The organism is Gluconobacter kanchanaburiensis NBRC 103587, assembly GCF_007988905.1.
In the GTDB taxonomy this organism is placed as follows: Bacteria; Pseudomonadota; Alphaproteobacteria; order Acetobacterales; family Acetobacteraceae; genus Gluconobacter; species Gluconobacter kanchanaburiensis.
Genome location: NZ_BJVA01000004.1, coordinates 93,777 through 119,874, shown reverse-complemented (window position 1 = coordinate 119,874; position 26,098 = coordinate 93,777). Strand labels below are relative to the sequence as shown.

The 26,098-nt window shown below is 60.1% G+C and carries 23 protein-coding genes; 11 read left to right on the top strand and 12 right to left on the bottom strand.

Translation table 11 applies throughout. From position 1 onward, the window contains the following. Positions 1–28 precede the first annotated feature (28 nt). Genes lptF through rsmA form a run of 5 tightly spaced genes read left to right on the top strand, consistent with a single transcriptional unit; the run spans position 29 to position 6,887 of the window. Complete coding sequence (lptF, locus tag GKA01_RS04960) at positions 29–1,198, top strand: LPS export ABC transporter permease LptF (protein ID WP_146859815.1); 1,170 nt, start codon at positions 29–31, stop codon at positions 1,196–1,198. Further along, entirely contained in the window at positions 1,195–2,385 is a 1,191-nt protein-coding gene (lptG, locus tag GKA01_RS04955) for an LPS export ABC transporter permease LptG (RefSeq protein WP_146859813.1), read from the top strand. The genes lptF and lptG overlap by 4 nt, the downstream gene beginning before the upstream one ends. Next, positions 2,385–4,709 (top strand): LPS-assembly protein LptD, encoded by a 2,325-nt coding sequence (locus GKA01_RS04950; RefSeq protein WP_146859811.1) that lies wholly within the window; start codon positions 2,385–2,387, stop codon positions 4,707–4,709. The genes lptG and GKA01_RS04950 overlap by 1 nt, the downstream gene beginning before the upstream one ends. A gap of 2 nt (positions 4,710–4,711) precedes the next feature. Beyond that, the gene (locus GKA01_RS04945; RefSeq protein WP_146859809.1) at positions 4,712–6,067 is read left to right on the top strand and encodes a peptidylprolyl isomerase; all 1,356 of its coding nucleotides are present in this window, start codon (positions 4,712–4,714) and stop codon (positions 6,065–6,067) included. A gap of 1 nt (position 6,068) precedes the next feature. After that, positions 6,069–6,887, top strand: a complete 819-nt coding sequence (gene rsmA, locus GKA01_RS04940; protein ID WP_146859807.1) for a 16S rRNA (adenine(1518)-N(6)/adenine(1519)-N(6))-dimethyltransferase RsmA — start codon at positions 6,069–6,071, stop codon at positions 6,885–6,887. 7 nt (positions 6,888–6,894) lie between these two features. Here the strand turns inward: rsmA and GKA01_RS04935 are convergent, their stop codons facing one another. The 7 genes from GKA01_RS04935 to dnaG all read right to left on the bottom strand — a co-directional run bounded on the left by GKA01_RS04935 (position 6,895) and on the right by dnaG (position 14,356). Further along, entirely contained in the window at positions 6,895–8,115 is a 1,221-nt protein-coding gene (locus tag GKA01_RS04935; protein ID WP_146859805.1) for an SAM-dependent methyltransferase, read from the bottom strand. Between the two features lie 138 nt (positions 8,116–8,253). Next, positions 8,254–8,844, bottom strand: a complete 591-nt coding sequence (rplI, locus tag GKA01_RS04930) for a 50S ribosomal protein L9 (protein ID WP_146859803.1) — start codon at positions 8,842–8,844, stop codon at positions 8,254–8,256. 10 nt (positions 8,845–8,854) lie between these two features. Continuing rightward, on the bottom strand, positions 8,855–9,145 hold the full coding sequence (gene rpsR, locus GKA01_RS04925; protein WP_146859801.1) for a 30S ribosomal protein S18: 291 nt from the start codon (positions 9,143–9,145) through the stop codon (positions 8,855–8,857). A gap of 5 nt (positions 9,146–9,150) precedes the next feature. After that, positions 9,151–9,633, bottom strand: coding sequence for a 30S ribosomal protein S6 (gene rpsF, locus GKA01_RS04920; RefSeq protein ID WP_146859799.1), 483 nt, complete (start codon positions 9,631–9,633; stop codon positions 9,151–9,153). Between the two features lie 159 nt (positions 9,634–9,792). After that, complete coding sequence (locus tag GKA01_RS04915; protein WP_146859797.1) at positions 9,793–10,368, bottom strand: GNAT family N-acetyltransferase; 576 nt, start codon at positions 10,366–10,368, stop codon at positions 9,793–9,795. Positions 10,369–10,391: 23 nt separating this feature from the next. After that, positions 10,392–12,350 (bottom strand): RNA polymerase sigma factor RpoD, encoded by a 1,959-nt coding sequence (gene rpoD, locus GKA01_RS04910; protein WP_146859795.1) that lies wholly within the window; start codon positions 12,348–12,350, stop codon positions 10,392–10,394. Positions 12,351–12,517: 167 nt separating this feature from the next. Then, positions 12,518–14,356, bottom strand: a complete 1,839-nt coding sequence (gene dnaG / locus GKA01_RS04905; protein ID WP_146859793.1) for a DNA primase — start codon at positions 14,354–14,356, stop codon at positions 12,518–12,520. 411 nt (positions 14,357–14,767) lie between these two features. Here dnaG and GKA01_RS04895 point away from each other — a divergent pair, with 411 nt between their 5' ends. Continuing rightward, positions 14,768–16,147: a sensor histidine kinase gene (locus GKA01_RS04895; protein ID WP_146859792.1), complete on the top strand. Its 1,380-nt coding sequence runs from the start codon at positions 14,768–14,770 to the stop codon at positions 16,145–16,147. Between the two features lie 78 nt (positions 16,148–16,225). Further along, positions 16,226–16,594, top strand: coding sequence for a hypothetical protein (locus GKA01_RS04890; RefSeq protein WP_146859790.1), 369 nt, complete (start codon positions 16,226–16,228; stop codon positions 16,592–16,594). Positions 16,595–16,715: 121 nt separating this feature from the next. Here GKA01_RS04890 and GKA01_RS04885 read toward each other — a convergent pair whose 3' ends face one another. From GKA01_RS04885 to GKA01_RS04880, 3 genes are all read right to left on the bottom strand, one after another. Beyond that, complete coding sequence (locus GKA01_RS04885) at positions 16,716–17,666, bottom strand: cation diffusion facilitator family transporter (protein ID WP_146859788.1); 951 nt, start codon at positions 17,664–17,666, stop codon at positions 16,716–16,718. Between the two features lie 72 nt (positions 17,667–17,738). Next, the gene (locus tag GKA01_RS13970) at positions 17,739–17,870 is read right to left on the bottom strand and encodes a hypothetical protein (RefSeq protein WP_264788851.1); all 132 of its coding nucleotides are present in this window, start codon (positions 17,868–17,870) and stop codon (positions 17,739–17,741) included. Between the two features lie 21 nt (positions 17,871–17,891). Continuing rightward, positions 17,892–18,773 carry an NAD(P)-dependent oxidoreductase gene (locus GKA01_RS04880; protein WP_146859786.1) on the bottom strand — a complete coding sequence of 294 codons (882 nt, stop codon included), beginning with the start codon at positions 18,771–18,773 and terminating at the stop codon, positions 17,892–17,894. Positions 18,774–18,901: 128 nt separating this feature from the next. On the opposite strand from GKA01_RS04880, the gene GKA01_RS04875 reads away from it, so the two are divergent. Further along, the gene (locus tag GKA01_RS04875) at positions 18,902–19,681 is read left to right on the top strand and encodes an AraC family transcriptional regulator (protein ID WP_146859784.1); all 780 of its coding nucleotides are present in this window, start codon (positions 18,902–18,904) and stop codon (positions 19,679–19,681) included. Between the two features lie 57 nt (positions 19,682–19,738). On the opposite strand, the gene GKA01_RS04870 is transcribed toward GKA01_RS04875, so the two are convergent. After that, positions 19,739–20,194 carry a GatB/YqeY domain-containing protein gene (locus GKA01_RS04870; protein WP_146859782.1) on the bottom strand — a complete coding sequence of 152 codons (456 nt, stop codon included), beginning with the start codon at positions 20,192–20,194 and terminating at the stop codon, positions 19,739–19,741. A gap of 261 nt (positions 20,195–20,455) precedes the next feature. Between GKA01_RS04870 and carA the strand changes: the two genes are divergently transcribed. From carA to GKA01_RS04855, 3 genes are all read left to right on the top strand, one after another. Further along, the gene (gene carA, locus GKA01_RS04865) at positions 20,456–21,835 is read left to right on the top strand and encodes a glutamine-hydrolyzing carbamoyl-phosphate synthase small subunit (RefSeq protein ID WP_146859779.1); all 1,380 of its coding nucleotides are present in this window, start codon (positions 20,456–20,458) and stop codon (positions 21,833–21,835) included. 3 nt (positions 21,836–21,838) lie between these two features. Next, the gene (carB, locus tag GKA01_RS04860; protein WP_146859777.1) at positions 21,839–25,093 is read left to right on the top strand and encodes a carbamoyl-phosphate synthase large subunit; all 3,255 of its coding nucleotides are present in this window, start codon (positions 21,839–21,841) and stop codon (positions 25,091–25,093) included. Positions 25,094–25,235: 142 nt separating this feature from the next. Then, a complete protein-coding gene (locus tag GKA01_RS04855; protein ID WP_146859776.1) occupies positions 25,236–25,727 on the top strand; it encodes a hypothetical protein in 492 nt (163 codons plus the stop codon). On the opposite strand, the gene GKA01_RS04850 is transcribed toward GKA01_RS04855, so the two are convergent. Continuing rightward, on the bottom strand, positions 25,714–25,920 hold the full coding sequence (locus GKA01_RS04850; protein ID WP_146859774.1) for a helix-turn-helix domain-containing protein: 207 nt from the start codon (positions 25,918–25,920) through the stop codon (positions 25,714–25,716). The two genes, GKA01_RS04855 and GKA01_RS04850, sit on opposite strands and share 14 nt — an antisense overlap. Positions 25,921–26,098: the final 178 nt, after the last annotated feature.

Sequence of the window (26,098 nt, the reverse complement as noted above, 5' to 3'; positions counted from 1 at the left end):
GCCACGCGCTAGGGATAGATGAACGGCCATGGCCTCATCCTCCGGTACTTCCGGGCGGCAGATCCTTCCTCTGCTCGACCGATACATTCTTCGTCAGCTCCTCATCGCCCTGCTGGCGCTGACCGGAGGTGCCACGGCACTGATCTGGCTGACCCAGTCGCTGCATTTCGTCTCAATGGTAGTCCAGCACGGTCTTTCGCTCCGGGTTTTCATCCAGCTCACCTCACTGATGCTGCCGTCCTTCATTGCGGTCATTCTGCCCATCACGACGTTTCTCGTAGTACTTTTCACCTATCAGCGCATGGTCGGAGACCGGGAACTGACCGTCATGCGCGCAGCAGGACGTTCACCACTGGAACTGGCACGTCCGGGACTGTTCTGCGCTCTCTTCTCGGTCGTGCTGTGCTACGTGTTGACGCTGTGGCTGGCACCCGTCTCGTACCATGCCTTCCACCGCTACGAATTCCAGATCCGCAACCGCATGGCAGCTTTCCTTCTTCAGGACGGGGTTTTCACCAGCCTGTCTGGGGACATGACCGTCTATGTGCGCGGCCGAACCAGCGACGGCCAGTTGCACGGAGTTCTGGTAGAAGATGACCGCAATCCGGATTCCCACACCACGATCCTGGCCGAACGCGGCACGCTCCTCGTGGTCGATGACCAGCCACGCGTGGTCCTGTATGACGGCTCGCGTGAGGAGATCGACCGCCACACCGGCAGGCTGAACGTACTGACTTTCGGGCGCAACACGATCGACCTCACCTCATCGCGCCAGAACAGTCACGAAGACCGCGATCCTGACGAAATGTCGCTCCACGAACTGTTTCATCCTGATCTGCATGAGGTTTCCGAACGCGATCGCGGGAAAAACATAGTCGTTGCATGGCGACGACTGACCTCCCCGCTGACAGTCCTGTCCTTTGCCATGATCGGACTCGTCACGGTACTGCGCGGCGCCTTTTCACGTCACGGCAACATCACGCGCCCTCTGACTGCCATTCTTACGGTCGTCGGACTGCTCGCCGCATCACTGGTGCTGCAGAACCTTGCCGGACGCCATCTGATACTCGTCCCCTTGATCTGGCTCGAAGCCGTTCTGCCCGCCATCGTCTGCGCGGTCCTCCTGTTCCTTGAACAATGGACCGGCAGTGTACGCAACGCCCCGGCAAGACCGGTTTCCGCGGAGCCTGCTCCATGAGAGCCCTGTCCAGGTTCCGCCCCGACCTCTGGCTGACCACCCTGTTTCAGGTGCTCAACACACGCGATGAGCACGCCGGCTTCTCAACGACGCTTGCAATCTATATTGCGCGGCAGTTCATGCTCAGCACGCTCTCCATGGTGCTGGCACTCACGGGACTGGTCTCGCTGTTCGATTTCATCGACCTGCTGCGTCGCGCGGCAACGCGCCCCAACGTCCCGGCCAGTCTGGTCGTCAAGATTGCGGCGCTGCACGTACCGTATTACGTCATCTATGTGCTGCCCTTTGGTATCCTGCTGGGTGGAATTGTCTGCTTCTCTCGGTTGACTCGCTCCTCTGAACTAATTGTCGCACGCGCGGCGGGCATTTCCGCATGGCAATTCCTTGCCAGCCCCCTGGCCTGTGCATTGTTGACAGGACTACTGACCACGACCGGCGTTTCCGCCCTGTCCTCGGACATGTTCCGCAGCGCGGAAATGCTTGATCAGACCTATCTGCGCACGGGTGGCGGCCCCCTGACGCTTAATGGAGGCGCCCTGTGGCTCCGGCAGGCCGATGAGGGTCTGGTGCCTCATGGCGTCGCGATCCTCCATGCCCAGGACGTCCATCTCATCAAAGGCACACTGAGAGTCTCGGGCGTGTCGATTTTCCGTCTGGATGACCGGGACCGCCTGATCGTCCGTGTCGAGGCGCCGGAAGGGACACTGGGCGATCATCAGTGGCTCTTTCACGACACATCGGTGCTGCATCCCGACCATCTTCCCGAACGCGTCGGAGACATGACCCTGCCATCCGACCTTACGGTCGGCCGTGTTCAGGAAAGTTTTGCCTCGCCGGATACCCTGTCAGTCTTCGCGCTGCCAGGGTTCATCAACCTTCTGGAGCGCTCGGGATTTCCCTCGATCCGGCACAGACTTCATTTCCAATCACTGCTGGCCCTTCCCATTCTGGCCGGGACCATGGCATTGGTATCCGCAGGCTTCTCGATGCGTCCGACACGGCGCGGCGGCGTGGCCCGGATGCTGGGATCGGGAATTGCCGCAGGTTTTGCGCTGTTCACCATCTCGAAAGTGGCCGAACAGTTTGGTGAATCCGGGGCCCTGCCGCCGGTTCTAGCGGCATGGGCGCCGACGGGTGCGGGGCTCTGCCTTGCCGTAGCGCTCCTGCTGCACATGGAGGATGGTTGATGACGGTGCCCCTGTGGCTTCCAACGCGCGCCCGCAGACGCGCTTCGTTCGTCAGTGCCACACTGATGGCTGGAACCGCGCTCGTGGCGCCGCAGAAGATGTCTGCCAACACGATGCAGCGCGACAATTCCCATGTCATCGTCATCGGCAAACCGACATCACAGACCGATCCCCTGACCTATCTTGCCGATAGCGAAAGCTATGCGAAAAACGGCCTGATTACCTGGGACGGTAACGTGCGGATCTGGCAGGGCGATCACGCCATGCGTGCTGATCGCGTGACCTATGACCGCAGCACTGGGATCCTGTCGGCCAGGGGCAATGTCGCGGTCATGGAACCCGACGGCAGTACGACCTACGCCGATTATATCGAGTTCAGCCATGGCATGCATGATGGCATCGGCAGCGGCATCTACATCCGCATGGAAGACAACGCCAAACTCGCCGGCAACGGCATGCGTCGTACGAATGGCCTGTTGAACGACCTGACCCATGCCGTCTACACGGCCTGCAAGATCTGCGAGAAAAATCCCGATCTGCCTCCTTTCTGGCAGTTCCAGGCCTTCGACGCGACCCAGGATGTTCAGCACAAGCGGCTTGAGTTTGATCATGCGTGGCTGAAGATGCTGGGCCTTCCCGTATTCTATTTCCCGTTCTTCTCAATGACTGACCCCTCGGTCAAACGTCAGAGCGGCTTCCTCATGCCCGGCATCAGTCCGCATGACCGTTACCTTGGAACATATTTCACCCTTCCTTATTTCTGGGCGATCGACGAGCAACAGGACCTGACCGTCCGGGGCCTCGTTTCAACCAAGACTGGGCCCGAATTGACGGCGCAGTATCGTAACCGCCTCAATTTCGGCGCGATCGACGTCACCGGTGGCATCGCCTACGATACCCATGACGAAAGCCGGTTCACCAATACCTTCGGCAACAACGTGGGCTCCTCCAGCCAGTACGGCTTGCAGGGCTATGTGTTCGGACGCGGCAATTTCGCCATTGACCGTCACTGGCAGGCTGGCGCCAATATCAACGTCGCCAGTTCCGCAAACTACATGCGTGACTACCGTGTACCCGGATACGGTTCGGAAATGCTGAACTCCAACCTGTTCCTCGCAGGATACGGTGTCGGCTCCTATCTGCGCTTCGACGCTCAGGCCTATCAAGGTCTGAACCAGGGCGTCATCCGCAACTCGGACCTGCCCTGGGCATTGCCGCGCCTGACCTACGCCTTCCAAGGGCAGCCGGACATGTTCGGCGGACGCCTAAGCGTGCAGACCACGGACTTCAACCTGTACCGCAAGAATGGCATCAACGATCAGCGTGGCGAAGCGGCCATCCAGTGGGATCGCCCTTTTCATAACAGGCTGGGTCAGCAGTTCCTGCTGACAGCCCGCATTGATTCGATGGTGTATCACGCCACACGGGCCTATCAGCAGCCCACCTATTACACGGGCGCCGGAGGCAACCATCTCGTCGGACAGGTCCAGCCGACCATCGCCCTGCGGATGAACTGGCCGTTCCTGCGCAGCTTTGCGAAGGGACACGGCTCACAGATTCTGGAGCCGATCGCCCAGATCATTGCCGCCCCCAACACCGGCAATTCGCAAAACCGCAACCTGCCCAACGAAGACAGTCTGGCCTACGAATTCACGGACACGACCCTCTTCTCGCTCAACCGCTATCTCGGTACGGACCGTCTCGACGGCGGCCTCCGTGCGAATGTTGGCATCCATCAGAACTGGTCCTGGAACGGCCACGCCATCGACATGCTCGTCGGTGAGAGCTTTCAAGAACATATCACCCGTAACCGCCTGCCCTACTCCGGCCTCGACCATCATCTGTCGGACCCGGTTGGCAGACTACGAGTCAGCCCAAACCAGTATGTCGACGTTACGGCGCGCGGCCGTTTCAATCCATGGACGCACCAGTTCGATTACGGCGAAGGCCTGATCAGCACGGGCATTCCCACTTTCCACCTTACAGGCGGATACGTCTACGCGCCCGTCACCCCGTATTATTACTACGCTACCGACTTCAGACAGTACGGACCGAACGCGCCTTACATGGTCAAGACGAGCGAAGTGACAGGCGGTTTCTCAACCCGCTGGCGCAACTATCACGCCTCAGGGTTCTTCCGCCGCAGCCTCTCGCGGAAACAGTTCGTCGCAAATGGTGGGACGATCGGCTATTCCAATGACTGTTTCGGGCTGGATATCATGTATATCAAGCAATACACGCGTATCGGCGGCGAACAGCGTAACGAGACGATCCTCTTCAACTTCACGTTCAAGACCATCGGCACTTTCGGAATCAACGGTTGAGCATGTCCAAGACCCATTGCACCGCATCAAAGGCCCTGGCTGCCCTCCTCGCCCTCTCGGCAGTGACTCCGGCCATGGCCTCCGTCCAGCACAAGGCGGACGCCAAAACGGCCACTGCCGTCAAACCGGCAGCCAAGCCACCCGAGGATCAGATCCTGGCCGTCATCAACGGACAGGTGCTGACCCAGCGTGACGTAGATAACCGCGCAAAGCTTTTCGTGCTCTCCACCGGCCTGCCCATTAGTCCCGAGATCATGAGCCGTATGCGCGGCCAGATCATCCACCAGCTGATCGACGAACGCCTGAAAACACAGGAGATCCTCAAGCGTCACATCAATGTGGAGCCGGACCAGATCGCGGGCGCCATCACCAATATCGAACAGCGTAACGGCATGCCAAAAAATGCCCTGCGCGACCGTCTCGCCACTGATGGCGTCTCCCTGACAACCCTGATCGACCAGATCCGCGTCCAGATCGGCTGGATGCAGGTTCTGCGTGAAAAGCTGGGCGAGGAAGGCCGAATCACCGCCACCCAGATCAGTCAGCGCGAGCAGGCTCTGCAGGCGGAACAAGGACGCGCCCAGTATTTCATGAGCGAAATTTTCGTCCCGGTGGCCGATCCACGCCATGACGAAGCCGAGCTTGCCTTCACCAAGACCATCATTTCGCAGCTCCGCGAAGGCGCACCCTTCCCGATCGTCGCGGCACAGTTCTCGCAGGCACAGTCTGCACTTGATGGCGGCTCCATGGGTTGGGTGCAGGAAGACAATCTCGACCCACAGGTCGTCAATATTGTCCGCCAGATGCCAATTGGCGCCATTTCCAATCCGATCCAGGTCGCAGGTGGCTTCGTAATCGCCACGGTCCAGTCCAAACGCGTGGTCGGAAAGCAGATGGGTACGGTCCTCGACCTGCGGCAGGCCTTCTTCCCGTTCGATACGCCCCTGAACCCGCAGAACCCAACCGAGCAGCAGAGAACCGCCCTCCAGAAGGCGACAGCTGCCGTTCAAACCATCCATAGCTGCCCAGAAATGGAAGCCCTGAACAAGTCGCTGGGCGAAAAGCGTCCCGGCAATCCTGGTTCGCAGGTTATGGAACGGCTGATGCCGCAGATGAAAGCAGTCCTCGAAAGCCTGCCACCCAACAAGGTAAGCCGTCCGCTGGTTTCGATGGATGGCATCGCTCTTCTGATGGTCTGTGACCGTCAGCAGAAAAATCTCGCTCAGCAGAGCCCAAGCGAAATCGCTGATCAACTCATGAACGAGCGTGTCGAACAGGCCTCCCGCCAGCTCCAGCGTGACCTTCAACGCCGTGCCATCATCGAAATGCGTCCCGCCGCCAAGATGGCCTTCAACTGACGTGTCCCTTCCTTCCCTGCGTGACACCATCCAGGCCCATGGTCTGGATGCGAAGAAATCTCTCGGCCAGCACTTTCTTCTCGATCCGGGCATCTGCGCCCGGATCGCGGCTCTGGGCGGCGATCTAACGGGACGAAGCGTCATCGAAATCGGTCCTGGTCCGGGCGGCCTGACCCGGGCCCTGCTTGACACACCCGCCAGCCGCGTCGATGTCGTTGAAATCGATGAACGCGCCTGGCCTCTGCTGGACGAACTGGCCACATATCACCCAGACCGGCTGCACGTCATTCGTCAGGACGCCCTGAAGCTGGATGCCGCGGCTCTTGCTCCTGCTCCCCGCCAGATCATCGCGAACCTGCCTTATAACGTTGCCACCCCTCTGCTGGTCGGCTGGCTGCGTCAGGCATCGCAATGGGAACGGCTCTCGCTGATGTTCCAGCTTGAAGTCGCGGAACGCATCTGCGCGGCTCCGGGGAGTTCGGCTTACGGACGCCTCGCCGTGCTCTCGCAATGGTGCGCGAACTGCTCGGTCGCCCTCCGGATTCCGCCGGGCGCGTTTTCGCCTCCGCCGAAGGTCCATTCCGCAGTCGCCGTCATCATCCCCCATGCGGAGCAACCCTCCCCGCAACTGTTCCGCGCCATGGAGCAGGTCACAGCAGCCGCGTTCGGGCAGCGTCGCAAAATGCTGCGCTCTTCGCTGAAATCCATTGGTGGGGAACGCCTTCTGGAACAGGCCGAAATCGACCCAACACGCCGGGCCGAAACCCTTTCGGTCACCGAATTCGCACGACTGGCAGAACTGAATCTCGCCAGCCGCTGAAAAGGCCTTACCGACCCGCGCTTTCCCGTTCACACTCGAACATGTAATCCCGGGTAAACGGCACCGCATCGATCGATCGGGTGAGCTGAAGCTGGAAGTTCATGTGCCCCTGCACCCTGAACGCCAGTTCAGCCCCTACGAGATAGAACTCGAACATCCGCACAAAGCGATCGTCATACAGCGCCACGATTTTATCACGGTTCGCATCAAAACGCTTGCGCCATTCCGCCAGCGTCCGCGCGTAATGCAGACGGAGCACTTCGCAATCCGTCATCCACAGCCCTGACCGCTCAACCGCCGCCAGCGTCTCACTCAGCGCTGGCGAGTAGCCGCCCGGGAAAATATATTTCTGGATCCAGGGATTGGTCGTGCCTGGCCCGTCCATCCGTCCAATGGAATGGATCAGCGCGACACCGTCAGACTTGAGACAGGCCCTCAACTGTTTGAAGAAAATCTCAAACTGAGGCGGCCCCACATGCTCGAACATGCCCACGGAAACGATCCGGTCAAACTGTCGGTGCAGATTGCGATAATCGATCAGTTCAAAGCGAACCTGATTTTCGAGACCTTCATCTTTCGCACGCTGGCGCGCCACCTCAAGCTGTTCACGTGAGAGGGTAATCCCCAGCACATTAGCACCGTAATCCTTCGCCAGTGTCAGCGCCATGCCACCCCAGCCACAGCCGATATCCAGCACTTCAAGTCCTGGACGGTCCAGCCTGAGCTTGGCGGCGATGTGGCGCTTCTTGGCGACCTGCGCCTCCTCCAGCGTCATGTCCTCACGCTCGAAATAAGCGCAGGAATACTGCCGGTCCTTATCCAGAAACAGATCGTACAACGCACCGTTCAGGTCGTAATGATGGGCGACATTGCTGCGTGAAGACTTCAGGGAGTTCAGCGTCTTCCATGCCCGCGTCACATAGCGCAGGCGGTCCTCGATCTCCTCGAACACATGCCCATGGCCATTGATGTTCTCCATCAGGACCGTCAGCAGCGTTTCGAGCGTACAGCCTTCGGGCACAATGCTGCCCGCCATATACTCTTCACCAAACGCCAGACCGGAATTGATGATCAGCGCTTTCTCAGCCTGTTTGGTGCGAAGATGCAGACCAGCTTCCAGTCCCGGCTTCGGCCCGCGATAAGCCCGTACAATGCCGTCGCTGAACGTGACTCTCAGACTTCCCGTCTGAATGAATTTCCTCAAGACAAAATCAAGAATCCGTTTCATTCCGATCTCCTGTTCCCAATACCGGGGAAAAGCCTCACCGGGCTCGCAGTTGTATCCTGCCAGTCAAACGGCCACAAAAAAACCCGGCCGGGACAACTCCCGGCCGGGTTTTCAAGGACAAGGTCAGCAGAAGACGCCTTACGCTTCTTCCGATGCCTCGGCAGCTTCGGCAGCAGCCTCTTCGGCGGCGTTCTCAGCCTGCAGCTCACCAAGGATGTTTTCATCCTCTTCCTGCACGCCAATCGCTTCGCCACGAGCCTGACGCTCTGCTTCTTCAGCGGAACGGGCAACGTTGACCGTCAGCGGAATGGACACTTCCGGATGCAGCACGATGCGTGCTTCCGTCAGGCCAAGCTGCTTGATCGGGTGTGCCAGAACAACCTGCTGACGAGAAATCGTCAGGCCGGCTTCCGTGGCGGCAGCCGCGATGTCGCGGGTGCTGACGGAGCCGTACAGGCTTCCACTGTCACCAGCCTGACGGATGATGACGACGGACAGTTCGTGCATACGTTCGGCAAGACGCTCGGCCTCTTCGCGCTTCTTGAGGTTCTGGGCCTCAAGCTGTGCGCGTTCGGTCTCGAAACGCTTCTTGTTGGCAGCCGTAGCGCGCATGGCCTTGGCCTGGGGCAGCAGGAAGTTACGGGCATAACCCGGCTTCACGTGCACCAGGTCACCCATCTGGCCGAGATGCTCGACCCGCTGCAGCAGGATCAGTGCGGTCTGGGACATGATGCTCTCCTCAGCTCACGACGTAGGGGAGCAGGGCGAGGAAACGGGCGCGCTTGATCGCCTGTGCCAGCTCACGCTGCTTCTTGGCCGAAACGGCCGTGATGCGGCTCGGCACGATCTTGCCGCGCTCCGACAGGAAGCGGCTCAGCAGACGCACATCCTTGTAGTCGATCTTCGGCGCGTTGGGGCCGGAGAACGGGCAGGATTTGCGACGACGGTAGAACGGACGACGTGCACCAACTGCCGTACGACGGGCAGCCGGGTTCACTTCGTTGACGTCGGGAGTGTTGGTCTCGGGCATGGTTCTTACTCCGCTCCAGCCGTCTCACGAGCATCGTCATGCTCGCCACGTGCACGATACTCTTCACGGTCTTCACTGCCGCGACGGGGGCCGCCACGACCGCTCTCGAAACGACCAGCCGGCTTGGAGCCGCCACGGAAGTTTCCACGATCGCCACGATCATCGCTCTTGCGAGCCAGAACCGGTGACGGGTTCTCGTCGATCTCGTCAACGCGCAGCGTCAGAACGCGCAGCACGTCTTCGTTCAGACCGAGCTGACGCTCCATCTCACGCAGCGTGTCGGGCGTGCAGTCAAGACCCAGCAGGACGTAATGGCCCTTGCGGTTCTTCTTGATGCGGTATGCGAGGGAACGCAGCCCCCAGAACTCGCGCTTCTGGATGGAACCGCCGTTGTCCTTGAGCAGGGTTTCGATGGTCTCGACCAGGGTTTCCACCTGAGCCTGCGACACATCATTACGTGCGATCAGCACGCTTTCATACAATGGCATGAAGACTCCCTTCGGATTGGGTCAACCCGCAACTGGCTCCGGCCCATGCCGGAAACAGGGCCCATGTCTCAGAGCGCGGGTATAGCCGGCGCGATGCCACATCGCCCGGCAGGGAAAAGCGGCATTAATCACGCGTGGCCTCCAAAAGCAAGCCCTGCCTTAGAGTCGCTTCAGCTTTTGCGGGACATATTCGTCTGGAACATTCCAGATTTCGGAAGCAACATCCCGAACCGAAAACCCGGCCCGGCGGTAATTGGGCAGCGCGTGCGGATGATCGAGCGTGCAGGTATTGACCCTCAGACGCCAGCTTCCTGCATCGAAGGCGCGCGCAACAGCATGATCAAGCAACACACGCCCCAGCCCACGCCCCATTACCCTCGACAGCAGACCGAAATAGGCAAGATTCGCATCCCCGCCCCGTCGCAGATCAAGTTCGTAAAATCCCACGGGATAACCGGACACGTCCTGCAGCACCATAAAATGAACGGCAGGATCATCCAGGATGGCCGCCAGATCCGTATCCGGCATCGAACGCCTCATCCACCAGCAATAATCCCGCCCCACGGCCGCATAAAGCTCACGATAAAGCGGAAGTGCTTCGCACCCTGTCACCCGGGTCACGGAAAATCCATCTGGCAGGACCGGAGATACACAGGGTCTGCGGTTTTCCAGAAAAGTGACATCCACCGCCAAACGGGTGGATGCCCCTTTCGGCCTGAGCCAAGCAGACAGCATCGCCGTGGTTTCCGCCTGACGGATCAGTTATCGTCGAGGAAGGACCGCAACTTGCGAGAGCGGCTCGGATGCTTGAGCTTGCGCAGCGCCTTCGCCTCGATCTGACGGATACGCTCACGCGTAACGTTGAACTGCTGACCCACTTCCTCAAGGGTGTGGTCCGTGTTCATGCCGATGCCGAAGCGCATCCGCAGCACACGCTCTTCACGCGGCGTCAGGGACGCGAGAACGCGGGTCGTGGCTTCACGCAGGTTCGTCTGGATGGCAGCATCCAGCGGAATAACGGCCGTCTTGTCCTCGATGAAGTCACCGAGATGGCTGTCTTCCTCGTCACCAATCGGCGTTTCGAGCGAGATCGGCTCTTTGGCGATCTTCAGGACCTTGCGGACCTTCTCGAGCGGCATGCCGAGCTTCTCAGCCAGCTCTTCCGGAGCCGGCTCACGCCCGATCTCATGCAGCATCTGCCGCGATGTGCGCACGAGCTTGTTAATCGTCTCGATCATATGAACCGGAATACGGATCGTCTTGGCCTGATCCGCGATGGAACGCGTGATCGCCTGACGGATCCACCAGGTCGCATAGGTTGAAAACTTGTAGCCACGACGATACTCGAACTTATCCACGGCCTTCATCAGACCGATATTGCCTTCCTGAATCAGATCCAGGAACTGCAAGCCGCGGTTCGTGTATTTCTTGGCGATCGAAATCACCAGACGCAGGTTCGCCTCGATCATTTCCTTCTTGGCACGCGTAGAATCGCGCTCGCCACGGGAAATGGTCGCATAGACCCGACGGAACTCGCCAACCGGCAGACCTGTTTCATGCGACAACGCCGCAATTTCGCCCCGCAGGTTGCGAATCTGGTCCATGTGCTTGGTCGTCAGGTTCTTCCAGCCCTTACCCGGCAGCGCGGAAATACTGTCCAGCCATGTCGGGTCCAGTTCGCGGCTGCGATACTTGATGAGGAAGTCATCACGCGAGATCTTGCAGCTCTCGGCCAGACGCATCATCCGGCCTTCGACGTTGTTCAGCTTCTGAACCTGCATCTTGATCTGCGCAACCAGCTCTTCGATCCGGTTGTTATGCAGATGAACCTGCTCGACCAGACTGACCAGTTCATGACGCAGGCTCTCATAGGTCTGCTCGGACTTGTCGGAATGGTCCTCACCGCCAGTCAGGGCCTCGATACGCTTGATCTGGAGCTTGCGGAGCTTGTGATACAACGGCTCGATGGCCTCGAAACGCGCCAGGATTTCCGGCTTCAGCTTCTCTTCCAGAGCCGACAGCGAAAGGCCACTGCCTTCCTGCTGCTCACCCTCACCATCCTCGCTCTCGTCCTCGGACGCATCGTCCTCCTCCGAGGGCTCGTCCCCTTCCTCGCCTTCCACGGCATCCGGGTCCGGACCGCCGCCTTGGCTGGCCTCGAGATCCACGATATCGCGGAGCAGCATTTCGCCGTCCTTAAGGCGCTCATGCCAGGAGATGATGGCGCGAATCGTCAGCGGACTCTCACATAGCCCACCAATCATCTCGTCGCGGCCTGCCTCGATCCGCTTTGCAATCGCGATTTCGCCTTCGCGCGACAGCAGCTCGACCGACCCCATCTCGCGCAAATACATCCGCACCGGATCGTCAGTACGGCTGGCTGCTTCCGCATCGACGTTACCGCCCTGCGGGCCTTCGGCTTCCTCGCTCTCGCTCTCGGACTCCTTCTCGGCCGCGCCTTCGCCCTCGTCCTGCTCTTCGTTCTCGATGACCTGAATGCCCATTTCGGACAAAGCCGCCATGACGTCCTCGATCTGCTCCGAAGACATCTGGTCCTGCGGCAGGACAGCGTTCAGCTCGTCAAAAGTGATATGTCCGCGTTCACGCCCTTTGGCGATCAGCCGCTTGACGGCAGCGGACTGCGTATCGAGGAGAGTGGTATCCCCCTCCTGTTCCTGCGCGTTCCGATCCGTTGCAGAGGCTGTTTTCGTCGCCATTCGTCTCTCCGTCCACTCCGCCACGAGTTAGCAATCCGGCAGCGTGCAGGTGGTCGATCCTTCGCCCGAAGTCAAGATTGTCTCCCCAAAGAATACAGCCTTTTCGGGAATAAAATTTGTTTCTATTCCGTTTCGAATGAACTCTCGCCGGCCTTTCCCTGCCACATTCACTCCCCGACCCTCTCTCCACTTTTCAAAGCGTCCCTCACACGCAGCCGCGTCATAAGCGCACTCGGAAAACGCAGGGCACTCTCGCCTCTTTCATCGACGAATGACTCCATATCTCCATTCAGAACCGCCTTGGTCACGTCTTCTTCCAGGGCACGCTCGAAGGTCTGGAAATTGACCAACGCGTAAAAATGCCACCAGCTTTCAATGACATCCACTTTCAGGATCTCGTCCTTCACCTTCCCATCACCGACACTGCGGGGGAGCGGTCCACCTTTCACGGTATTCGCCAGATCCGCCAGCCCATGCTCTTCAAGCCAGACCATGCAGCTCTCCTCCGTCAGGACATCCTCCTGACACGACCAGTCCAGAAGCGCCGCACGCAGACGATCCAGTTCGGGAGACAGATGCAGACCACTGTAAGCCTGCTCCACTTCCGGAAGGATATCGGGGTGAAGCAGCAGCATCGCCGTCATGATATTGAGCCGCTCCAGATTCCCCGACTCCACGTCGCGCATTGCACCAGGCGCCTGTGATGACAGCGGGAAGCTTTCGCCGCCCTTGCGCGGGAAATTCTTTTTCCTCCTGAAACGCTCAAAGAACATATCCAGCAAAGTGCTGCGATATTCAGACGCCAGTGCCTTGTCCGGAATGAGCCGCGATAACGCGACCAGTTTCTCCCGCAACGCGGCCCGCTGATCGGGGCCCGGATCCACCATCCCTCCCGTCAGCAGGCCAAACAGTTCTTCAGCCATCGACGTCGCGCCCGCCAAAACATCACGCATCGCCCCTGGGCCGCGACTGCGGATCAGACTGTCCGGATCGTCTTTCGGATCGAGCCGGCAGAACCGGATCGTCCGCTCCGGAGACAGAAGCGGCAGTGAGACTTCACACACGCGCAGCGCCGCCCTGGCGCCAGCCGCATCCCCGTCGAGACACAGGATCGGTGACGGAGACATGCGCCACAGCAGTTCAAGCTGCTCCTCACCCATCGCGGTCCCCAGAGGGGCCACAGCCCCTCCAAATCCGGCCTGATCAAGGGCGATCACGTCCATGTAACCTTCGACCACTACAAGATCAGCCCCCCGATGGACGGCTTCACGGGCCAGATCGATGTTGAACAGCGTGCGTCGTTTGGAAAACAGGGCCGTTTCAGGACCATTGAGATATTTTGGCTGCCCGTCGCCCAGTGTCCGAGCACCGAAAGACATGATGCGCCCACGCCGGTCACGGATGGGAAATGTCACACGGTTGAAAAACAGTTCCCCTTTCGGAGACCCCTGTTCGTCCACCCGCATTACACCCGCGCGGACCAGCATCTCGACGGTCACACCATGAGGCCGCAGTTCGTCAAGCAACTGCCGACCGTCCCCCGACCATCCCAGACCGAACCGTTCGATCGTCTGCTCCGTCAGCCCACGTCCACGCAGATAGGCCAGACCGTCCCGCCCTTCAGGCCGATACAGTCGCCGGCGATAGCTTTCCTGCACGAGACCAAGCACATCTCCCAGCGACTGGGCCTCCCGCGCCCGGGCTTCGGTCCGGGGGTCCGCTTTGGGAACCTCAAGCCCCGCTTCGGATGCAAGCTGCTCCACGGCCTCCGGAAAACTGCGTCCTTCGCTTTGCATCACATAAGAGATCGCATCTCCATGCACGCCACAGCCGAAGCAGTGAAAATGATCATCATAAATGTAGAAGGATGGCGTTTTTTCGCCATGAAACGGACAACAGGTTTTCCAGTTCCGTCCGGATCTCACCAGCTTGTTCCGGCGCCCGATCAGCGATGGCAGCGGGGTCCGGTTCCGCAGTTCGTCCAGAAAAGCGGCGTCGATTGCCATGGGCAGGAAGAGCCTTTCAGAGGATGCGAAAAGAGGGTCGTAGCCAGGAGAGCCAGCATAACGTCTCTCTACAGGAAAATTTTTGCCAGCGTCCACAGTGACACGGAGAAAGGAGCAGCAATCCCGCGCAATGACTGATCGGTCAGGACGGTCTAGCTTTCCTGAAAACCGCTTCGGAAATTGGCATCAAAGTGACCAATGTGCCTTATCCCTTCAAAGACGCCAATCAGGCTTGTGATGACCTCCGTCACGGCCGTTTCGCTGGTTCCACCGTATTGCTGCCCTGGTCCGCGTCAGAAACAGGTTTCGGAAAAGTCCGTTTTGAGGATAGATGCCTCATAGCGCGACAGAACGTATCGCGCATGGTTTCTGAAATCATCGTCATACGGCGCGCTGCCGTCAGAAAGAAACATGGGACAGACACAGACCGCCATACCCGACATCGATTGCCCCGCCTTTGATCTGCTGCCTGACCTGATCTGCATCGAAGGTCCGGACGGCCCCGGGTCCAGTCATTTCAATACAGCATGGCGACATCATGCCGCAGAACTGGGCGTGGCAGAGAGTTTTGCGGCATGGCTCCCGCTCGTCCTGACACCCGATCAGGAAGAAATCGACAATCTGGTTCGGGAAAACACACCCTCCGGCACCACGCGGGCCACGAGCTTCCGCATCCTTTTTCCGGACGGCCAGCCACGCTGGTTTCTTCTGCGCATCGTCCGGGGACCGTCGACGTCCCGAAAGGACGCAACGCGCCTGCTGATCCTGACGGACATCCACGACCAGAAAAGCCGTGAAGACGACCTGCTCCAGAAGGCCGATATTCGCGATCGCATGCTCAATGCCAGCGTGGACTGCATCAAGGAAATCGCAACCGACGGGACGCTCGTTCATATGAACACGGCAGGCTGTGATGCTCTGGGCGTCAACAGCGCTACGGGATTTGGCATGCGCTGGCTCAATCTCTTGCCACCAGAAGCTCATGTCCCCGGAGACGCGGCCCTGCGGGACGCTACCGAAGGCCTGAACGCCCGCTTCAAGGGCGTCAGCCGCCTTCCGGGTGAAAGCGCCCGACACTGGGACAACATGCTTACCCCCCTGCTCAATCCCGACGGCTGCGTCGAAGCCATTCTCTGCGTCTCGCGGGATGTAACGGTCCAGCACGAAAACGAGCAGCGTATCGCCCTCCTGCTCAACGAACTCAATCATCGCTCGAAAAACATGCTCGCCATTTTTCAGGCGCTGATCCGCAGGACCGTTCCCGATCCGAAAGCGGCTTTCGTCAAAATTCTGGAAGAACGGATCACTTCCATCGCCAGAAGCCAGGATCTTCTGATCCACGGAGAGTGGACCGGCGCCACTGTCCAGGACGTCGTGACATCACAAACGGTGCTTGCAGGGGATTTTCCCGTCACGCGCCTGCGGATCGAGGGCGATCCGGCTCTCCAGTTCGTGCCCGATACTGCCGACCGCATTGGACTGGCGATTTACGAACTGACAACGAACGCCATCAAATACGGTGCCCTGTCGACCAGCTCCGGGACAGTGACCGTAAGCTGGGACCTTCGTGCCGAACAGGATGGCCCCGTTTTCCACATGTGCTGGAAGGAAAGCGGGGGGCCGCCCGTCCGCAGGCCGGAGCGACGTGGGTTTGGCTCGATCGTCATCGAACACAATCCCCGTTCGATTCCCGGCGCGGGCACCACCTGCCACCATGAAACAGACGGTTTCGCCTGGACCTTCCATGCGCCTGCCGCAAACGTCGTACGCTGCCCCTCCCGGTTGTTCTGAGCGCACCATTGAGGCATGCTTAAATCAGTCTCTGCGCTACCGGGTGCTCCGGCAGCCTTGGAAAAACAGGAAGCGTTCATGAAAAAGTACCTGATGCTTGCCGCTGCGGCGGGTCTGCTGGCGACGTCGATCAGCACGGCTGAAGCAGAACCGGGCGGCTGCCTCAAATATGGTGCCGCCGGCGCCGTTGGAGGACATGTCGCCAACCATCACGGCGTTCTCGGCGCCATGGGCGGCTGCGTCACCGGCATGTATGTCCGTCACCGCTACCGCAAAGAAGCCCGCGCCAAAGCTGCTCTTTACGACCAGGAACATCCAGGCGCCAAAGGCACCTACATGGAAAAGGCTACGGCCTATGATGTGGAACACTCCACCAAGCCAGGCCAGATGACGAGCAACGCGCCTGACGGAACAGCTCCGGCAACCGCTCCCGTCCAGCCCCAGTAACACGGACGCTGTTAAAACGACCTCTTCGGACGAACACCATCCGAAGAGGTCCGCTCTTCCGGGGGCAAGTACCCATCCAGCGGACCGCCTTAAAAAGGCCCCATCTCCGTTCAGGCCCCTGTCAGATTGGAACGGGCGCGCCGTCCCTTCGGTCCTGAGCCTCGACATACATCCGCAGTATCGACGGATATCGCGCCCGGGTCACCCGTTCCAGCGCCGACACTCCCCGCTCAACCTGACCTGCCGTCAGCGCGTCATCCCAATCCAGCGACACCAGGACAATGACGCTTCCCGGACCGCGTGTCTCCGTCACAACCTCATTGACCCCCACGACACCCGGCAGTTTGGCTGCCTCTGCGCGCACGAAAGCATCGATTTCAGGACTGCTTTCTCCAACAAGCAGCGAGCGTGTCTCGTTCGTCAGCAGCACGGCCACCACCACCAGAACAAGTCCGATCAGCAGGGACGCGATACCATCGAGAATGTGCCAACCGGTCACGACACCCAATATGGTCAGAACCAGCGCGATCATAAGACTGACCAGTGCCGCACCGTCCTCGAACAATACGACGAACAGTCCGGGATCGGTACTGCGCCGGATCAGGCTCCACAACGAACCTTTTCCCGACGGCAAAGCTTTCATGGCCGCAAGGAAACCATAACCCTCCATGCAGCCAGAAATCCCAAGGATGGCAACATTCAGACACCATCCAGGGAAGACATGCCCCAGAATACGAACCTCTTCCATCGCGGCTGGGTGCCATACTTTTTCCCAGCCCTCATGCAGGGATGCGACCCCACCGCCCACGAAAAGGGCACCTGCCACGACCAGAGTCCAGAAATAAAGCTCCCGATGATGACCCAGCGGGTGCTCCTTCGTCGCCGGAGCCGCCGCCCGCTTCATGCCTACCAACAAAAGGAGCTGGTTACCGCAGTCGACAAATGAATGAACTGTCTCCGCCAGCATCGCAGCCGACCCGGTCAGAAGAGCTGCCGCCCCTTTGACGCAGGCAATCCCGAGATTGACCCCCAGCGCAATGAAAACGACCCGCGTTGAACCACCTGCCGACATTCTTGCCTCGTTTAAAGAAACAGGGTTCCAGAGTGCTGGCCCTGAGGCGCCGCTGTCAAACACTGCCCCGGGTTACGGCAAACTCCCAAGCTCGGCATCGGCCTCATACCCGCCGAGAACGCGCGTCAGTTCATCAGGATCAGAGCCAAAATCCGCAAATCTGGCAAACATGCCCCTGATGACTGTCTGTGTCGGAACCGACATGATCCGCTCCTGTCCCCACCCTTATTTCAGGCCACCATCCTGTCTCACCCGCTCCAGCAGGACGACAAAATCCCGATCCGCGTCTCCGGCACTGATCGCCCCCAGAAACCTGTCCCGCACTATGGAAGCATACGGCAACGGAACGCCCTGTTCCCCTCCTGCCTTAAGAAACATCTCCACATCCTTCAGCCCCAGCGTCACAGGCGCGCCCGGGTTGTCATACTCATGATCGACCATCAGCTTCCCGTAATTCCTGTGAACCGGTGCGTTATAGAAACTGCCCGTCATGAGATCGAAAATCCTGTGCGGATCGGTGCCTGCCTTTTCATTGATGGCAAAGACTTCCGCCATCTGCTCGATCGTCGAAAAAATCATGAAATTCAATGACAGCTTGGCGAGGTTGGCCTGCAACGGATCCTGCCCCATCTCGAAAACCCGCTGCCCGAAACACCCGAACAGAGGCCGCAGCCGGGAAAGCGCGTCCTCCTGCCCTGCCGCAATCACGAACAGTTCTCCGGCCTGTGCTGCAGGAGGGCGCCCGAGGACCGCGGCACTGACGTAAACCTGCCCCCGCTCCGCATGCCCGTCTTTGAGACGACGCGCCTGCGCCAGAGACAGGGTGCTGCTGCATGCATGAATGGCACCGGGCGCGAGCCCCGAGGCAATGCCATGCTCCCCGAACACGACTTCTTCCGTACTCGCATCATCAAACAGCATGGAGAACACAATCTCCACCTGCCGGGCGACCTCGGCGGGTGTCTCGGCAAAAACAGCACCCTGAGCCAGCAGATCGTCTGCCTTGGCGCGCGTTCGGTTGGTCACGACAACCTCGTGCCCTCCCTTCAGAAGACGACCGGCCATCGCATGACCCATGGACCCCAGACCGACAAAACCGACTTTCATGACACTTCTCCCTGCACGGAATACTTCCAGGACTTCAAACCGACCCTGCCCTGACAATTCTAGCGAAAGTTATTTTGGCATTCCTGCGACAACAGGCCATAATTCGACTCATGTGCGCCAATCGCTTCATGACCCCACCTGCCGCGGATCATCCTGCACCCGGGACACCCTGGCTTCTCGGCGCTCATCTCCAACAGGAGACACGACGGATCACAGAGTACCATACCCATGAACGCGGACAGATTTTTGGAATTGAGCAGGGCGTCATGGCCGTCCACACCGAACACGCCTACTGGCTGATCGGCCCCGGCCAGTGCCTGTGGCTCCCACCGCAGATCGCGCACAATGCCTCCTCTCACGGAGCCGTCGCCATCTGGAGCCTGTATGTCAGCCCGGCGCGCTGCATCGATCTGCCCGGCAGACCTTTTCTCGCAGACGGCACACGTCTCCTCACGGCCTTGGCCGAACGTCTCTCGCGCGATGCCGACGAAATGCGCTGGGACACGCAGATCAGCCGTCTGGCGGAGAGCTTCTGGCATGAGTTTCTTTCCGCTCCACGAACCTCCGTCTCGCTGCCTCTTCCGAAAAGCGAGAAGCTCTGCCGTGTCGCACGCGCGCTCGGCGACAACCCTGCGGACCCAAGAGCACAGAAAGACTGGGCCGAACTGTCCGCCATGTCGCTGCGCTCCTTCGTCCGCCACTTCACGCTTGAGACGGGACTTCCGTTCTCGGTCTGGCGACAGCGTCTACGCATTCTCAACGCGCAAAAAAAACTGGCGCGGGGCGACAGCGTGGCCAGTGTCGCCCTGGATGTTGGCTATGAAAGCCCCGGCGCTTTCGCCTCCGCCTTTCACAGACACACCGGCTATCGCCCCGGCGATTACGCCAGACTCTGCCGAACACCCTGAAAACAGAAAAGCCGCCCCCCGAAGGAGCGGCTTTCCATCCTGCAACTGATCGACAGATCAGGCCGAGAGATGCGCCTTCACAAGCGCGCTGGCCTTCGCAGGGTCCAGATCCGCACCAAAACGCTCCTTCAGCGCCGCCATGACCTTGCCCATGTCCTTCATCCCAGCCGCTTCGGTCTTCTGCACCGCTTCGGCAATCCCAGCCTTCAGAGCAGCCTCATCAAGTTCCGGCGGAAGATACGACTTGATCGTCGCGATCTCACCTTCTTCCTTTTCCGCCAGTTCCGGACGGCCACCCTCACGATACATCGTGGCAGATTCCGTGCGGGACTTGATCATGGAGCGCAGGGCGGAAATGATATCCGTATCCGTCACTTCGCCCGTCTTGGCACGGGCCGCAACGTCCAGATCCTTGATCTTGGCCGTGATCCCGCGGATCTGCGCCACCGTCTCGGACTGACCGGCCTTCATCGCCGTCTTGAGGTCATCCATGATCTGCTTGCGAAGCGACATCGCCGTTCTCCTTCATTGGACGGCCCGCAGGAAACTCCCTCGGCGAGCCATCCCTCTTTCCGTGAATGGCGGCAAAATCGCACAGAACCTGAATTGCAACAATCCGGCAGCCTCCCAGCACACGAAACAAGCCATTCGGAAAAAACTTCCCACCCGTTCCCGGCATGCAGAACGTGCAATGGGAAAAAACTTCCCATTCCGTTTCCGATCCCGTATTCAGAGGCCCCAGAAGGACATCCGGCAGCCAGCAACGGGGCGACCATGGACATCGACAGAATCATTGAAAAAGCCGGAGGCGCGGACGAAATCGCCGCTCTCGCCGGCGTCGGACTCGAAGCCGTCCGCAAATGGCGCCAGTCCCGCATGGTCCCGACCAAACACTGGCCCGCCTTGCTACGCGTGCCGGGAATCGCCCTGCAGGATCTGACAGCAGACCTCACCACGACTGAAACCCCACAAGAACAAGAAAGAGAGACGGACGTGTCCAATCCCTGCCCTCCCGGCGCTAACGCCGCCCTTGTCCTTGCAGACGGGACAGTCCTGTGGGGCCGCGGCTTCGGCGCCCACACCGATGGCGCCGTCGGTGAACTGTGCTTCTCCACCGGCATGACCGGCTATCAGGAAACCCTGACAGACCCGTCCTTCGCCGGACAGATCGTGACCTTCACCTTCCCGCATATCGGCAATGTCGGCACGAACGCCGATGACAACGAGGCCCCGAAAATGGCCGCGCTCGGTGCCGTCGTGAAGGAAGACATCACTGCCCCTGCAAGCTGGCGTTCGCATGAACCCCTCGCGGCATGGCTGAAGCAGCACAATCGTGCGGGCATCAGCGGCGTCGATACCCGCGCCATCACCCGCACCCTGCGCGACAACGGTCCACAGACCGCCATCCTCGCCTTCCCGGAAAACGGCCGCATCGACACGGACAGCCTACTGAACCGTGCCCGCCAGTGGCCCGGCCTCGAAGGCATGGACCTCGCCAAAGAGGTGACACAGCCCAAGCGGGTCTGGAGCGAAGGCGTGTGGGAAACCACCCGCCCGGCCCGAACCGAAAACCGTCGCCGCGTTGTCGCCATGGACTATGGCGCCAAGGACAACATCCTGCGCTGCCTCGTGACCGCCGGCTGTGACGTCACCGTTCTGCCCGCCACGGCCACCGCCGAAGAAATTCTGGAACTCAAGCCCGAAGGCGTGTTCCTCTCCAACGGCCCCGGCGATCCGGCCGCGACCGGCACCTATGCCGTCCCCGCCATTCGCACGGTGCTGGACGCGAACGTCCCTGTCTTCGGCATCTGCCTCGGCCACCAGCTTCTCGCACAGGCGCTGGGCGGCAAGACCTACAAGCTGGAGCGTGGCCATCGCGGCGCGAACCAGCCGGTCAAGGACGTCGAGACCGGACGCGTGGAAATCACCAGCCAGAACCACGGCTTCGCTGTGGACGAGAAGTCCCTGCCCGCCGACGTGAAGGTGACGCATGTGAGCCTGTTCGACGGCTCCAACGAAGGCATCGCGTCGACCACGAAAGACGCCTTCTCCGTCCAGTACCACCCCGAGGCGAGCCCCGGCCCGTCCGACAGTTTCTATCTTTTCGAGCGTTTCGTCGCGGTCATGGACCGTCGCGCCAAAGCAGGAGCCTGAGCCATGCCAAAACGGACAGACATCAAGTCCATCCTGATCATCGGCGCCGGCCCGATCGTCATCGGACAGGCCTGCGAGTTCGATTACTCCGGCGCACAGGCCTGCAAGGCTTTGCGCGAGGAAGGCTATCGCGTCATCCTGATCAACTCGAACCCCGCCACCATCATGACCGATCCCGGTCTGGCGGATGCGACCTATATCGAGCCGATCACCCCGGAATTCGTCGAGCGCATCATCCTCAAGGAAAAGCCCGACGCCGTCCTGCCGACGATGGGCGGCCAGACAGCCCTGAACGCCGCCATGGCGCTCGACAAGTCCGGCTTCCTCAAAAAGCACAACGTAGAACTGATTGGCGCGGACGCCGAAGTCATCGACCGCGCGGAAGACCGCCAGAAATTCCGCGAAGCCATGGACGAGATCGGGATCGAAAGCCCCCGCAGCACCATCGCCCATACGCTTGAAGAAGCCCGCACGGCACTGGCCGATGTCGGCCTGCCCGCCATCATCCGCCCGTCCTTCACCATGGGTGGCGCGGGTGGCGGCATCGCCTATAACCGCGAGGAATTCGACCAGATCGTCACGGGCGGCCTCGATGCATCTCCCACGACCGAAGTCCTGATCGAAGAGTCCGTTCTCGGCTGGAAAGAATACGAGATGGAAGTGGTCCGCGACACTGCGGATAACTGCATCATCATCTGCTCCATCGAAAACATCGACCCGATGGGCGTCCATACCGGTGACTCCATCACCGTCGCTCCCGCCCTGACGCTGACCGACAAGGAATACCAGCGGATGCGGGACGCTTCGATCGCGTGCCTGCGCAAGATCGGTGTCGAGACCGGCGGCTCCAACGTGCAGTTCGGCGTCAACCCGGCCGATGGCCGTCTGGTCGTCATTGAGATGAACCCGCGCGTCTCCCGTTCTTCCGCACTTGCCTCAAAGGCCACCGGCTTCCCGATCGCCAAGATCGCCGCCAAGCTGGCCGTCGGTTACACGCTGGACGAACTCAAAAACGACATCACCAAAACGACCCCGGCTTCCTTCGAGCCGACGATCGACTATGTCGTCGCCAAGATCCCCCGCTTCACCTTCGAGAAGTTCCCCGGCTCCCCGGCGCTCCTCTCGACGTCCATGAAGTCGGTCGGTGAAGCCATGTCGGTCGGCCGCTCCTTCGCCGAAGCAATCCAGAAGGGCCTGCGCTCAATGGAAACGGGCCTCACCGGGCTCGACCCGGTCGAAGCCCCCGGCGACGGTTCGCACGACGCCTATCTCGCCGCCCTGGCCGAGCCACGCCCCGAGCGCATCCTGATGGCCGCACAGGCCCTGCGCGCCGGACTTTCGGTCGAGCAGGTCAACGCGGCCTGCAAGTTCGAGCCCTGGTTCCTCCGCCAACTCGAAGACATCGTGGCCTCCGAGCGCGAGATCGAAAAGAACGGCCTGCCGCAGGACGCCTACAACCTGCGCCGTCTCAAGGCCCAGGGCTTCTCGGACGTCCAGCTCGCACGTCTTTCCGGCCAGAGCGTCACGGACGTTGCAGCCCTGCGTGAAAAACTGGCTGTCACGCCGGTCTATCGCCGGATCGACACCTGCGCCGCCGAATTCGCTTCCGACACGCCCTATCTGTACTCGACTTATGAAGGCGGGTTCGGCACACCGGAATGCGAAAGCCGCCCGACGAACCGCGACAAGATCATCATTCTCGGTGGCGGCCCGAACCGTATCGGTCAGGGCATTGAGTTCGATTATTGCTGCGTCCACGCCGCCTACGCCCTGCGCGAAGCCGGTTTCGAAACGGTCATGGTCAACTGCAATCCCGAGACGGTCTCCACCGATTACGACACCTCGGACCGCCTGTATTTCGAGCCCCTGACCGCCGAGGACGTGATCGCTCTGATCCGCACAGAAGCAAAAGGCGGCAAGGTGCTGGGCTGCATCGTGCAGTATGGCGGCCAGACCCCACTTAAGCTGTCCCGCGCCCTGGAAGACGCTGGCATCCCCCTGCTCGGCACACCTGCGGACGCGATCGACCGCGCCGAAGACCGCGAGCGCTTCCAGACCATGCTCCGCAAACTGGGCCTGCGTCAGCCCCGCAACGGCATCGCCCGCAGCCCGGCGGAAGCCGAAGCCATCGCGGAAGAAGTCGGCTACCCGGTCGTCGCCCGCCCGTCCTACGTCCTTGGCGGTCGCGCGATGGAAATCGTCTATGACAAGCCGGGCCTCAAGCGCTACCTCAACGAAGTCCTGCGCGCCGCGGGCCCGGAAGTCTCGACCGGCCCTGTCCTGCTCGACCACTATCTCAACGATGCCATCGAAGCAGACGTGGACTGCATCTGCGACGGCGAGAACGTCTATGTCGCAGGCGTCATGGAACATATCGAAGAAGCTGGCATCCATTCCGGTGACTCCGCCTGCTCCCTGCCGCCCTACACGCTCTCCCCCGCGCTGGTGACGGAACTGCGTTCCCAGACCGAAGCCATGGCCCGCGAACTGGGCATCCGCGGCCTGATGAACGTCCAGTACGCCATCAAGGATCAGGAAGTCTTCGTTCTTGAAGTGAACCCGCGCGCCTCGCGGACCGTACCGTTCGTCGCCAAGGCCACGGGCGTTCCGGTTGCGAAGATCGGCGCGCGCGTCATGGCAGGCGCGAAGCTCACTGAGTTCAAGCTCGATGGTGGTGCAGTCTCTCCGCATGTCGCGGTCAAGGAAGCCGTGTTCCCGTTCCATCGCTTTGCCAATGCCGACACGATCCTCGGCCCGGAAATGCGCTCCACGGGTGAAGTCATGGGGCTGGATTCCAGCTTCGAGCGCGCCTTTGCAAAGTCCCAGCTTGCCGCTGGCGTCACGCTGCCGCTTGCGGGCACGGTGTTCCTGTCCGTGCGTGACAGCGACAAGGCGCATGTCCAGCCTCTCGCCCGCAAGCTGGTCGCCATGGGCTTCAACATCCTCGCCACCAGCGGCACGGCGTCCCGTCTGGAAGACGCCGATATTCCCGTACAACGCGTGAACAAGGTGATGCAGGGGCGTCCGAACTGTGTGGATTCTATCCGCTCGGGCGACGTACAAATGGTCATCAACACCTCACAGGGAGGTCAGGCCGCACAGGACAGCTACGAAATCCGTCGCAGCGCCCTGACCATGGGCATCCCGCATTACACCACGATCGCAGGCGCCCGTGCGGCGACCTATGCCATCGCGGTCCTGAAGGAAGACAATCTGGGCGTGGCCCCCCTTCAGTCCTACTTCAAAGGCACATTCTAAACCTTCAGGATTCTATCCGGGGCCACTTTTTCAAGAATACTGAAAAGCGGTCCCGGCACGTCTTTCAGCGCTGTTACCATCCCCGCAAAGACGTTAAAGTCTGAGGCAGACCGTCATGGGGCGGAATTTCAGGATCTGCGATATGATCAAGAACGCGCTCGATGGTTTTCCCCTGCCAACCGATCTGACATTTTATATCTCGGCAGCTGCAATCTTTGCCGTCGAAATCGGAATCTGGCTGACGCTTCCGACCCCGCTCCTGCTGATTTTCTTTGTGGCCGTTCTGGCTCTTCAGGCAAAACTGGTATGGCGCTGCCGCAACGGAGCTTTTTTTCGCGCAGGCCCTGCCGCATTATCCGTTCTGTGCATTACCCTGACGCTCGCCCATTTCCATCAGGGCGTCCTGTCGTCACATGAACTGATGCGACATTACCTGTCCCATGGCGTCATCCACAGCAACAATCCCCATGCGTTTGGCGTTCCCGATCTGTGGGATACAAACGAGACGTCCGTGCATATCGGTCTTGGACGGCGTTTCCTGATCAGCCTGAAAATGTCAGTATTCTTCCTTGCGGGACTGGCCGCGGCCTTTGCATGGCTGCGGGTATCACAAAGACCGCTCACTCCTCGCTGAACGTCAGAATGTCACCAGGCTGACATTCAAGCACCTGACAGATCATCTCAAGCGTGGAAAACCGGACCGCCTTGGCTTTTCCGGTCTTGAGAATGGACAAATTGGCCAACGTCAGACCGACACGTTCCGACAGTTCGGTCAGGGTCATGCCTCGCTCCCGCAGGAGCGCATCCAGATTGACGTAAATGGGCATTAGATAACCTCGTCCAATTCGCTTCAGGGTTGCGCCCCACTCCGCAGCTCCCTGAGAGCATGGCGGTCTTTTTGCGCGACCGAAGCACAGGTGTCCATGGTCCGCGATGCCCTTTAGGTATTTATTGTTTTTCGATAAAAACAAAGTTTTGCCGTCCTGACAATAGAATTATTGTTTT